The sequence below is a fragment of the Rosenbergiella collisarenosi genome (assembly GCF_018494085.1).
GTDB lineage: Bacteria > Pseudomonadota > Gammaproteobacteria > Enterobacterales > Enterobacteriaceae > Rosenbergiella > Rosenbergiella collisarenosi.
In genome coordinates this window covers 171477-184054 of the sequence record NZ_JABBFP010000004.1, presented here as the reverse complement: position 1 = coordinate 184054, position 12578 = coordinate 171477, and the positions used below count along the sequence as shown (strand labels likewise).

The following is a 12578-nucleotide window of genomic DNA, read 5'->3' as shown; positions in this document are numbered from 1 at the left end:
ATAATCCAAGGCGAAATGATGAAGGCTTACCAACTGGTTATAGCGATCCCGGTATTATTTACCGTGCAAGCTACTGCGCAACAGAATAGTTTTACCACCGATAGTCACCTTAACTTTTTATTTAAAAATGCCATGATGAATCGCCATTATAGCGATAGCGATGTCAGGACGCGTCGTGAATGGGGCCAAGCGGCGATTGCACATTTCACCTCTGGTTTTACTCCTGGCCCGGTTGGAATCGGCGCGGATATCCTCGGGCAATTGGCGGTGAGACTCGATGGCGGGAGAGGGCGTAGTGGCGCGGGAGGGATCGATTATTTTTCTCAAAATTCAGACGGTCACGCGCAGAGTACGTTGCGCAAACTAGGCGGGCGTATTAAAGCTAAGGTTGGGCAGACGGTCGTGAGTTACGGGACGCAGCAGCCGCTCATCCCCCTGGTTACCGCCGACACCTCACGCTTACTCTATGAAACCTATACCGGATGGATGCTGGAGTCTCAGGATATTACAGGGGTCGATATCAGTGCGGGTTATTTGACAGCGGAACAACGTAAAAGCTCGAATCATTATAATTCTGGGCTCGGGCGTTTATTCTATGCAGGTGCACGTTATCAAATTAATTCGCAAATATCGGTCTCTGCCTATGCAGAGCATATTCCCCAAGTCATTGATAAACAATTTTCTAGCTTTACCTATACGCATCCTATTTCTACGCAGCAAAAATTCATTCTCGATATTAATGGTTATAACTCACGACTTACCGATGATTATGCGCGGGAAATAAACAGTGGTCGTAGCAATATAATTTGGAGTACGGCTGGACGCTATGTCTATGGCATGCAGAGTTTTAAGCTCGCATATCAGCAAAATAGCGGCAGTACTGGGTTCCAGTATGGGGGATATCGCGATAAGCAGGGGCTAGGCGATGGAGGCATATGGGTCAGTAACTCTTATTGGTCCGATTTTATCGGCCAGGATGAACGATCATGGCAGGTGGCTTATTCTCTGGATCTCACCGGGCTTGGATTATCAGGGTTATCTTATGACCTTGCCTATGTTTCTGGGACGGATATCCACACATCAGCCTCGTCTCACGGTAAAGAGCGTGAAGTTTTTAATCAGCTCGATTACGTAGTGCCGTCAGGGCCCGCTAAGGATCTGCAACTCACGGTACGTTACTCGCGATTACAGGTATCAGCCGATGCCGCAGACTATAACCGCGGCGGCAGCGACTTACGTCTTATTGCACAATACCCGATCACATTATTTTAAGGCGATTAATCTTCTCGCCTATACGGCATTGCTTGCATTAGCCATGCTGATTGATTACATTCATTTGGACGTCTAGGTATCTAGGTATCCATAAACTATTACAGCATCATCTTAAAGGATCAGATCATGGCTCATTCGGTGTTGAAACTCTCGGCGCTACTGTTTAGCGCCTACTTACTCTCGGCGTGTGATAAGGCTCCCGAGGATATGTCGCAAATTAAGGTAGGCGTGATCACCGGGGCGGAAGAGCAGGTGGCTGAAGTCGCTAAGCAAGTCGCGCAACAGAAATATGGACTCAAGGTACAACTGGTCAGCTTCAGTGGCTCTATCATACCGAACGATGCCACCAATCAGGGGGAACTGGATGCCAACGTTTTTCAACATCGGCCTTTTCTCGCCCAAGATAATGCGGCACACGGTTACCACTTAGTGGCCGTCGGAAACACCTTTGTATTTCCCATTGCGGCCTATTCACGCAAGATCCACTCGGTTACGCAGCTCGTCGATCATGCAACGATTGCTATTCCTAATGATCCGACTAACCTCGGACGAGCCTTGTTGCTCCTCCAGAAACAGGGTTTGATCACCCTCGCTCCTAAAAAAGGCCTGTTACCGACCACACTTGATATTACGCAAAACCCTCGACATCTTACACTGCTACAGTTGGAAGCGGCTCAGCTGCCCCATGTGTTAGACGACCCGAAAGTGGCGATAGCCATTATCAATACGACTTATATCGAACAAACCGGTCTTTCACCGGTGCGCGACAGCTTGTTTATCGAAGATAAGCAATCGCCTTATGTGAATATCATTGTGAGCCGCGAGGATAATCGTCAAGCGAAGAATGTTCAGGAATTTGTGCATGCCTACCAATCGCCAGAAGTCGCCAAAGCGGCCGAAACGTTATTTAAAGGCGGGGCGATCCCCGGTTGGTAGTTATCTAAAAAAAGAATAATAAAAGTATTTTTAAGAATTTTAAAACGCGATTAATGATGCTAGATTGTCAACTTAAGTAACAAGTTATGTATAAAAAATCATATAAATTTACACTATAGGCAAACACAGTGAACAAGGTTTTTTCTTTCTCTTTTTTAGCGTTGTTGGTCGCCCAACCCGCTTTTGCAGCGTCTCAACAGGAAAGTAACGGTTTTTTGGAAGACAGCCATCTTAATCTGCTGATTAAAAATGCGATGATCAACCGTAATTATAAGGACGAAGGGGTACGTACCCGCCGCGAATGGGGCCAAGCTTTTATTGGTACTTATACCTCTGGCTTTACTCAGGGCTCCGTTGGATTTGGCGTCGATGCGATTGGCCAATATGCGGTTCGACTTGACGGCGGACGCGGACGCAGCGGCGCAGGCGGCATCGACTACTTTTCACAAGATAGCGATGGACGCGCGAAGAAGGATCTGGCGAAATTTGGTGCGACGGCGAAGATGCGTTTCTCCAATACCGTATTCAGTTACGGGACACAACAGCCAACCCTGCCTATCCTCACCTCGGATAGCTCTCGACTGTTAGCAGAGACCTACACCGGCTTTATGCTCGACTCGCAAGAGATCGACGGCTTAGATATTACCGGTGGCTATTTCACCGCCGAGCAGCGTAAAAGCGCCGAAAGTCACGATTCAGGGCTGGATAATATCGCGTTTGGTGGGGCGAAATATGTCTTTAACGATCAGTTCACCGCGTCTGCCTATGCGTCGCACGTTCAAGATGTTGATAATAAACAATATCTAGGCTTTACCTATACCCAACCCTTCACTGAAAAACAGAAAATGGTCTGGGATTTTAACGGTTATAACTCACGCCTAGATAAAGCCTACGCTGAAAGCATCAATAGCGGTCGTAGTAACACTATCTGGAGCCTCGCGGCTAGCTATACCTACGATATCCATACGTTCAAGGTTGCGTACCAGCAAAATACCGGCAGTAGTGGCTATATGTATGGCGGCTACCGTAATAAAGGTGGTATCGGCGATGGCGGTAACACGATATGGCTGGCGAACTCCTACTGGTCTGACTTCAACGGCGAAGATGAGCGTTCGTGGCAAGCCGCGTATTCCGTTGACCTTGCCGGCCTCGGGATTGAAGGACTCCGTTACGATGTGGCCTATGTACGCGGGGATAACATCAAGACTTCTGCCTCCAGCAATGGTCACGAGCACGAGTTCTTTAACCAGATCCAATATAAGATCCCTTCTGGGTTCGCCAAGGATCTTCAGCTAGGTGTGCGTTACTCCGTGCTGCGCGTGTCGTCAGATGCGGCAGACTACAATGCAGGCGGTAACGAGATCCGGGTGATCGCGCAGTACCCACTGTCGATTTTCTAATAACAAAAGCGTCGTAGTTATCCGACTGCGACGCTAATCCCCTAACGCTATTAAGGTTAACGTGCTAAATACACGTGGCTTATCCTACGACAAAGCGTTTAAGCAAAAATTGCCACACTCTTTTTCCTCTGTCGCAGTACAACTGCTTATCTATTGTCGACGAGGTTCCATTATGCACGCTACCATTGCGCAACTGCGCCCAGATATTACTACGCTTATTCCTAAGCTCACTGCGATTTATCGAGATCTCCATCAGCATCCCGAACTTTCCATGCAAGAATTTCGAACTGCTCGGATCGCCGCTGAACACCTGGAAAAACTCGGGTATGAGGTAACTGAAGGCTTAGGCATTACGGGCGTTGTCGGACTGTTACATAACGGGTCTGGGCCTACGGTAATGCTGCGGGCAGATATGGACGCACTACCGATGGCAGAGAAGACCGGCCTAGATTACGCCAGCCAAGTCGTCGGCGAAATGCCGGACGGCAATAAAACGCCGGTATCGCATATGTGTGGTCACGATCTGCATGTCGCATGGTTGATGGGCGCGGCAGAATTATTAGCGGCTCATCGTGAGCAGTGGCAAGGTACGCTGATGGTGGTTTTCCAACCGGGAGAAGAGATCGGTAAGGGAGCCTTAGCCATGATTGGCGACATGCAGCATTTTCCCAAACCCGATATTATTCTTGGTCAACACGTGATGGTGGGTAAGGCAGGGACGATCGGTTATCGGGCCGGGGCGATTCTGACGGCGGGTGATAGCCTACACGTTAAATTTCATGGTAAAGGCGCTCATGGATCGATGCCGCAAAACGCTATCGATCCGGTGATGATCGCCGCGTATTCAGCGGTACGCCTGCAGAGCATCATCTCGCGAGAAACCGCGCCGCTGGATAGCGCGGTGCTGACTATCGGCTCGATCCAAGCGGGGACAAAAGAAAACATTATTCCCGATGATGCCGTACTTAAGCTGAATATGCGCAGCTATAAAGATAGTGTGCGGGATAAAATGATTAGTTCGGTTAAACGGATCTGCTGTTGCGAAAGCCATGCCTCGGGAGCGGGGGACCCGGATATCGAATTTATCGACAGTTACCCGGTGACGGAAAACGATATCGCGGCTACCGAACGTCTGAGCCAGCAGTTTATTGCACATTTTGCGGAGCGCTGCTTCGAAACCGAACCGGCCACGGCGAGCGAAGACTTTAGCCAGTTTGGCCGCCATTGGCAGGTTCCCTACGTATTCTGGTTTGTCGGCGGAACGGACCCTCAGGTATGGCAGAGAGCACTAAAGGCCGATTCGCTCGAAACGATCCCGGCCAACCACTCCTCACAATTTACCATTCATTTAGACGATACTGTACAAGCAGGGCTTGAGGCGATGTTAGTAGCCGCGCTAACCTGGCTGGCGGTTGACTCCGAGCATTTATAACGGCAGAGATCTTGCTTTGCTCTTCTTAATATCGCGAGTATGGAGAAGAGCAAAGATGGCAAAAATCGTACACGAATATTAGCACGAAGCGGTTCCGTGACGATGGCTCCTCCGCTTTTGTCAGTTCCAGATTTTACTCGATGATCAACAATGGCGACATAAGCGGTACAGGCTTCACTAAATGCCAAAGTTTAAAACTGATTAATACTTGACCAATCTGACTAGACTGGATAACTTACTACTGTTGCAGTATAAAAGAGGTTTCTATTATGGAAAAAATCAACATATATGAAGCAAAAACTCATCTTTCCAAAATTATTCAGGAGGTTGCCAATACCGGTGAACCAGTGATGATTGCTAAAAATGGGAAGGTAATGGTTAAGTTAGTTGCTTACACTGAGGAAAAGGAAAAAAGAAAACTAGGGTTTATGATTGGACATGATGATATTCCAGAGACTTATATAGAAGACTTCGATCAATTGAATAAAAAAGATATAGAAAGCTTATTCAACGGACATGGCGAGTAATGAAAGATGTTTTCACCAATCATTACCTAGCCGATACTAATATTTTACTCTTTATGGGATATAAACCAGAAAGAGTAAGTTCCGACGTAAAATATATTTTAGAGGATACTGATAATAAAGTTATGTTCTCCGTGGCATCAATATGGGAAATCATGATCAAATCACAACTCAATAAGCCTAATTTCAGTATCAATGTAGAGGTTTTTAGACGGCATCTACTAAAAAATGGCTTTTTAGAGCTTTCTATTGGTGGTGAACATGCAATATCTGTCGGTAATCTACCTGAAAATCTACATAAAGATCCCTTTGATAGAATCATCGTATCGCAAGCTAAAACAGAATCTTTAACCTTGATTACTAGTGATAGTTTGATTATTAAAAGTTGTTCTAACTATATCAATATAATTCCAAATAACTAAATTGAGAATTAATTTAATGTTTTAGGAGTATTAAATTAATCGTCAATGACTTCTAATAATATTTTCTTATTAGATTATGCTAATCATATCTCTTCATCAATAACATCATAACTGTAATTCATATAATTATTATCGATATTAAATAATACGTGTGGCCAATAGGCTGTAGCAAAAAGATACTTTAAAAAATAACCGTCGAGCGCGAGTCAGTGAACAACTGGGATAAACGGCAGCATATCGCCCTCTGATCCGAGGGCGATATCATCGCTTAGCTATGTAACATCTCTTGCTTAATGCTATCGCAGGCGCGTAACGATAACGCAACCATGCTCAGCGTTGAGTTAACAGTACCCGCTGCGGCCATCGCACCACCGGAGGCGATGTAGAGATTTTTATGGTCGTGGGTACGCAACCACTTATCCACGACCGAGTCTTTCGGGTCATGGCCCATAATCGTCCCACCCATAATGTGGTTATTAGGGTTAAACCAGGGAGTCATCTCGATTTCAGTTGCGCCAAATAGCTTCGCAATATTCATTAAATGCTGGCGAGAATGTACTGCTGAACGACGCACGTAATCGCCGACGTCGTAAGTCACATGTGGGAAAGGGATCCCCAGCTTATCTTTGCGTTGTGTACTTAAGGTCAAGCGGTTATCGGGGTTCGCTAATACGTCGTGGTTAACGTAGATATCCATCCCGCAGGCGGCGCGACGACGGATTTCTGCGTCGAGTTTCTTACCGACTAGCCCCATCTGTAATGCCTTGACACCCGCCTTATGGTTTTGCGAGGTGTTGTTCATCCCAATCTGGATAGCTGAGTGGTCGCGACGGAAATCGCCATCACGGAAGTTAGTGATTGAGCTCATCTGTACCGAGCCACCCCCGGTCCAGATAGGCTCTGCCGCTTGGAAGCTCATTAAGATCCCAGGGTGGTCCATCATATTACGACCAACCTGTCCTGAGCTATTGGCGATGCCGTTCGGGTTACGGTCGTTGGCAGCCAGTAGCAGGAGTTTTGGTGTCTCAATGCCGTTGCCCGCTAAGACAAAGGTTTTCGCGGTAACGGTGTGCGAGACTTTGTCTGGGTCGTAGTAGTGCATCGCGGTGATATTATTGTCTTTATCTGTATCGATACGATAAACCACGGCGTTGGCAATGAATTTCGCTCCGGCAGCTTCTGCCTTCACTACGCTATGAATACCATTGAACATCGCCCCTATCGGGCAGATGGGCATACAGTTGTTATTACCACAGCATTGTGGACGGCCATCGTAAGGACGGCTATTACGGCCTTGTGGCACAGGCGTATTCTCATACCCAGCTTGAGCAACGACTTCGGTAAAGCGACGGTCGGCGGGACCGTAAGGCATTGGCTCCATCGGGAACGGCTTTTTACGTGGGGCAACGTATTTTAGCGACGTATCATTGGGGCCATTCACGCCGATTAGCACTTCCGCGCGGTAATAGTAATCTTCGAGCTCGTCATAGGTGACGGCCCAATCCCGGCCGACCCCATAGGTGCTGTGTAGCTGTAAATCGGCAGGGAGGAAACGCCAGCAAGATGCAGCCCAGTGCCAAGTGGTTCCCCCAATCCCCTTAATCATCCCCTGACGAAAGGCACTGGCATCAGGGCCTGAAACTTCAGGGTACTCATTGTAAGGGTTCATCTGTGGGTGCACCGCCCAAGGCTGGGCGGGGTAAGGTGTCGCATAGTCAGATTCTGACTTATTCACCGGCGGCATATTGCGCCAGTTTTCTACGACCTCACCGCGCTCCCAACGCGGGCCAGCCTCAAGGACTAACACTGATAAACCCGCTTCCGCTAACTCTTTAGCCACCGTACCGCCGCAGATCCCTGCTCCAACTACGACGACATCTGCACTATATTGTTCTGACATAACACCCTCTCACTGCGAATTCGAATGGTTTATCCACGGGACTTTTTACGCGAACGGCGGATAACCAGTAATAAGACAATCAACACCACTACCACGCCACCACCAATGGTGGCTGGGCCCGCGATGCGAGCGAGTAACGGCTGTTCTCCACCCTTACGCAGTGCGGTAACCTGTTCAGGCGTTACATGGAGATCAGGATTGCCATATTGTTGGAAGATATAATTACTGAGGCTAGCAATTTGCTGGTCGCTGAGCGCTTGTACCTGAGAGCCAGGACCAAAGCTTGGCATTAAGACTTCTTTGCCTTTTACCTCACGCTGCACGCCAAATAGAATGGCGGAGATCAGGTTATTCGGGGTATTGCCACCGGTTGCCGTGTTATGGGAAAGAGAGGGATAGAAATGATCGGTAGTCCCTTGGCCATCTGGCTGGTGACAGCTCGCACAGGCACTGTCATACAGCGCTTTGCCGCTCATATCTTGCGGTAAACCAATCCCTAAGCCCGCCGTCCCGCGCACGTCACTGTCGACGTTAGACGCTTGTCCAAAATCACCGGTCGCTTTAGCTTGGTGAGATTGCGCCTGTGCCGGAAGACTTTGCAGATAAGTGATAATCGCTTCAATGTCTGCATCATGCAGATGTTGTAGGCTGTTAGTCACCGCCTCGGCCATTGGGCCCGCAGCTTGAGCTTTACCTGGGACATCGCCAGTTTGCAAATACTGTTTGAGTTGATCACGTGACCAGCTACCTAGACCACTCATTTTATCTGCAGTCAGGTTAGGCGCATACCAGCTGCCCAAGGCGGCACCGCTAAGGGCATCTGCTCCCTGTTTTTGTGCCATCATCAAGTTACGAGGTGAGTGACACTCCCCACAGTGCTCAAGGTTATCGACGAGATATTTCCCACGGTTCCATTCGGCACTTTGTGAGTCATCGTTCTGATAGGCACCCGATTTTAGGAACAGTAGGTTCCACCCGAACATCATCTGCCGAATATTGAACGGGAAACTCAAGGCAGTAGCCTTGTTCTCAGTATTTACCGGTGCAACGCTATGCATAAAGTAGGTGTATAGCGCGTGAATATCGTCGTCGGTTAACCCGGCATACGAAGCATAAGGCATAGCAGGGTAAAGATGGCTACCATCGCCGCGAATACCGTGACGGACTGCCTGTTCAAACTGTTGTTCGCTATAGGAACCGATGCCATATTGTTGCGACGGAGTGATATTCGTGGAATAGATCACGCCCATCGGTGAATGGATGGCGTATCCGCCCGCAAACGGCTGCTTCGTTGTCGGGTCGGTGTGGCAGGCAGCACAGTCCGCGGCAATCGCTAAGTATTGTCCTTTAGCTACAAGATCTTGTTGCGTTTGCTGCACAGTCGGGGCTTGTACCGGGACTTGCTCAGCGGCTTGGGTAAAGCCTGCGAAGCCACCCATGCCAAGACAGATCGCCGAAATATTCAGCGCTAAGTGACTCGCGCGTAGGCGAGTTGAAAAAAAATTTCTCACAGTAACTCCAAAGGGTGGAATTAGTTATCGGTAACATTTTTGCCTGGGCAGAGACCCTTGGAAAATTAGAATGTTAATAAACGATCGACCGGTGGCGGTTCTGCTGTCCAATAGTCAGGCCCATTGTGCGCATAGGTCGGAATGACCATGCCGTCACGGGGTACCTGATACATCAATGCATTCTGATAAGAGAGGACTTGTGCATGATGACTATTATCGACGACGCCGAGGTACCATCCACGAATGATGTTCATCATCACGTCGTGTAAGGGTTGTCCTTGCAACTGCTGATCCAGAGCCTCAACGTCTACAGGGTGATGATCGTCGATCCACTGGCTTAGGGCTGCATATTGACTGGCGAACTGTTCGGAGTGTTGATGAAACGCCTCCCACAGACGCTGGCCCAACGTGGTATCGAGCGTTTGATGTCCGGTCAGTAAGCGAGAAACTTTGAGAAATTGATTGAGAGTTTGCGTATCGGGTGACGATACCGCAGGGGTACTGGGTGATGCTGCGATGGCTTGTCCGGTCAGGACACTCCCAATAGCGAAACTGGCGACGAGTCCACCAGATTGACCGAAGAGGCGACGACGCGTTGCCCCTTCTTTACTTAGACCTTGCTCGGAAATTTTTTTTTCGTCTTTCATCATAGTTATTCTTAGAGTGAGTCGTTACGGAAACGCTGTGCGTAACAAAAGAGTAACGTAATTTTTTGTAAAAATACGAAAAAATAAGATTTAGATCACAAAAAAAACATTTCTAAACAATTTTTAGCGGTATCGCGTGGAAATTATAAGGGCAACGTTGGCCAACAGGGCGACAAACCCCGTTGGCTGGGTAGGTTATGCGGTTGCCGTCTCGCGCAGCACCACGTTAACCGGTAGAGACTTATAGGCTGGCGTCCCGCTCTGTGGATCGCGATAACTCAATGGGATCAGAATATTGGCCTCAGGATAGTAAGCGCCGACAGAACCGCGGGCGATGGCATACTCAATTACGGTGATGCTTTCCATGCGAGCCTCACAGTCTGGCAATGCCGTGACAATATCAACCACATCGCCATGTTCAAGGCCTTGCTCGCTCATATCCTCTGGGTTCATAAACAGCACATCTCGTCTTCCAAAAACGCCGCGGTAGCGATCGTCCAATCCATATAACGTGGTGTTGTATTGATCGTGGCTACGCAGAGTGATCAGCCGAAGCGCACGTTGTTCACGCAATGCCTCGTCTTCATTGAGCCCTGGATAAACCATAAAGTGGGCAAGTCCTGACGGGGTCGGCCACTGGCGCTGGGTGGGGGGAAGGGGCATCCGGAACCCGCCGGGCTGCTTAATCCGTTGATTGTAATCGTTAAAGCCAGGGATCGTAGCCTCGATCGCCTCGCGAATTCGCGCATAGTCCTCAACATAATGGGCATAATCAATGCGGGAATGAGGCAAGGTCGCCTGGGCGATCCCGGCAACGATGGCGATTTCTGAGAGTAATGCTGGTGAGGCAGGTTTAAGTTTCCCTGCAGAGGCATGCACCATCGACATACTATCTTCCACGGTGATTGATTGTGGGCCAGTTGCTTGCTGATCGATTTCGGTACGTCCTAGACAGGGTAGGATAATGGTTTCTTTGGCGACCAATAAGTGACTACGGTTTAATTTGGTCGCGACGTGTACGCTAAGATCCAACTCTTTTAAGGCTGGGAAGCAGTGCTCAGGATCGGGGAGGGCGACGGCAAAATTTCCTCCTAAACAGACAAGAGCCTTCGATTCGCCGCGAATTATCGCTTCCATTGCGGCACCGGCGTCATGACCGTGCTCACGCGGTGAATGGATCCCAAAGTACTGGTCGAGATCGTTAAGAAAGCGTTCGGTAGGTTTCTCAGTGATCCCGACCGTGCGGTTCCCCTGTACGTTAGAGTGGCCGCGTAGCGGGCAGATCCCTGCACCTTGCTTACCGAAGTTTCCGCGCATAAGTAGTAGGCTGGCGATGAGCTGCACATTTTGTGTCCCGTGCTCATGCTGAGTAATCCCCATCCCGTAAGTGATGATGGTGGCTTTTGAATTCGCATAATGCTCGGCAACCCGCGTGAGATCTTCGACTTTTAATCCGCTGGCCTGTTCGATGGCATCCCAAGACGTTGCACGGATATCATCGGCAAATTCAGCGAAGTCCAGGGTATGTTCATCGATAAACTCACGGTCAAGCACATCGTGGCTAATGTCTTCAGCCTCTAACAAGGCTTTAGCGATACCCTTAAGTGCCGCAACATCGCCGCCCGCCTTGACTTGATAATAAGAAGAGGCGATATCGGTCGATTGGTAAGTGGCCATCTCAATTGGGTTCTGCGGGTCGGCGAAGCGTTCTAGGGCGCGTTCTTTCATCGGATTAAGTACGATAATCGGCACATTACGCCGCGCCGCTTCATGCAGCGTCCCCATCATCCGCGGATGGTTGGTACCAGGATTGTGGCCGATGGAGATAATAAGCTCGGTTTTATCGAAATCTTCTAGCGACACAGTGCCTTTGCCGATGCCAATAGAGTGCGGTAGCCCCACACTGGTTGCCTCGTGACACATGTTGGAGCAATCGGGAAAGTTATTGCAGCCATAGTCGCGGATCATCAGTTGATAAAGGTAAGCCGCCTCGTTAGAGGTTCGTCCCGATGTATAGAATTCGACTTGCTCTGCAGGCAGCTGTTGCAGCCGTTCACCAATAAGGGTGAAGGCCTCTTCCCAATTAATCGGCTGCAAGGTGTCGGAAGCGGCGTCGTAGCGTAACGGTTGGGTTAAGCGTCCGTAACCCTCTAGCTCGTAGTCGCTACGGGTCAGTAGAGTGCTTACCGGTGTTTTACTCAGAAATTCCGCGGTCACCCGCCGCGAGGTGGCTTCCCAAGTCACCGCCTTGGCGCCATTTTCGCAAAATTGGAAAGTAGAGTGGTGGTTCTTATCGGGCCAAGCACACCCCGGGCAGTCGAAGCCATCGGGCTGGTTAGTATTGAGAAGTGCCTTCGGCGCGACTAAGGTATCCATCTGGGTTTTGACGGCAATCGCCGTCGCTTTTAATGCCCCCCAACCGCCAGCCGGTCCATTATAGGGATGAATACCAGGGACATGACGCTTAGTTGACATAACTCACTCCAAGAGGATAGGGGAAGAGTTTTAATTATAGGCGCCTAGGGGGAGCAAGC

Annotated in this window: 10 protein-coding genes; 6 read left to right on the top strand and 4 right to left on the bottom strand. The window is 49.2% G+C overall.

The window, feature by feature from the left end; all coding sequences use genetic code 11:
- The first annotated feature begins 18 nt into the window (after positions 1-18).
- From HGT70_RS08705 to HGT70_RS08680, 6 genes are all read left to right on the top strand, one after another.
- A complete protein-coding gene (locus tag HGT70_RS08705; RefSeq protein ID WP_214195683.1) occupies positions 19-1272 on the top strand; it encodes an OprD family outer membrane porin in 1254 nt (417 codons plus the stop codon).
- Positions 1273-1398: 126 nt separating this feature from the next.
- Positions 1399-2208, top strand: a complete 810-nt coding sequence (locus HGT70_RS08700; RefSeq protein ID WP_214195611.1) for a MetQ/NlpA family lipoprotein — start codon at positions 1399-1401, stop codon at positions 2206-2208.
- A 128-nt stretch (positions 2209-2336) separates the two neighbouring features.
- A complete protein-coding gene (locus HGT70_RS08695) occupies positions 2337-3608 on the top strand; it encodes an OprD family outer membrane porin (RefSeq protein WP_071432172.1) in 1272 nt (423 codons plus the stop codon).
- Between the two features lie 61 nt (positions 3609-3669).
- Positions 3670-5040 (top strand): amidohydrolase, encoded by a 1371-nt coding sequence (locus HGT70_RS08690; protein WP_241576305.1) that lies wholly within the window; start codon positions 3670-3672, stop codon positions 5038-5040.
- Between the two features lie 269 nt (positions 5041-5309).
- Complete coding sequence (locus HGT70_RS08685) at positions 5310-5567, top strand: type II toxin-antitoxin system Phd/YefM family antitoxin (protein ID WP_071432168.1); 258 nt, start codon at positions 5310-5312, stop codon at positions 5565-5567.
- On the top strand, positions 5567-5986 hold the full coding sequence (locus tag HGT70_RS08680; RefSeq protein ID WP_071432166.1) for a type II toxin-antitoxin system VapC family toxin: 420 nt from the start codon (positions 5567-5569) through the stop codon (positions 5984-5986). The genes HGT70_RS08685 and HGT70_RS08680 overlap by 1 nt, the downstream gene beginning before the upstream one ends.
- Positions 5987-6254: 268 nt before the next feature.
- Here HGT70_RS08680 and HGT70_RS08675 read toward each other — a convergent pair whose 3' ends face one another.
- The 4 genes from HGT70_RS08675 to HGT70_RS08660 form a co-directional block, all read right to left on the bottom strand.
- Positions 6255-7886, bottom strand: coding sequence for a GMC family oxidoreductase (locus HGT70_RS08675; RefSeq protein ID WP_214195610.1), 1632 nt, complete (start codon positions 7884-7886; stop codon positions 6255-6257).
- Positions 7887-7915: 29 nt separating this feature from the next.
- Complete coding sequence (locus HGT70_RS08670) at positions 7916-9397, bottom strand: c-type cytochrome (protein WP_342355574.1); 1482 nt, start codon at positions 9395-9397, stop codon at positions 7916-7918.
- Positions 9398-9462: 65 nt separating this feature from the next.
- Positions 9463-10047, bottom strand: a complete 585-nt coding sequence (locus tag HGT70_RS08665) for a sorbitol dehydrogenase family protein (RefSeq protein ID WP_244968879.1) — start codon at positions 10045-10047, stop codon at positions 9463-9465.
- 192 nt (positions 10048-10239) lie between these two features.
- On the bottom strand, positions 10240-12519 hold the full coding sequence (locus HGT70_RS08660) for an FdhF/YdeP family oxidoreductase (protein ID WP_214195609.1): 2280 nt from the start codon (positions 12517-12519) through the stop codon (positions 10240-10242).
- Positions 12520-12578 lie beyond the last annotated feature (59 nt).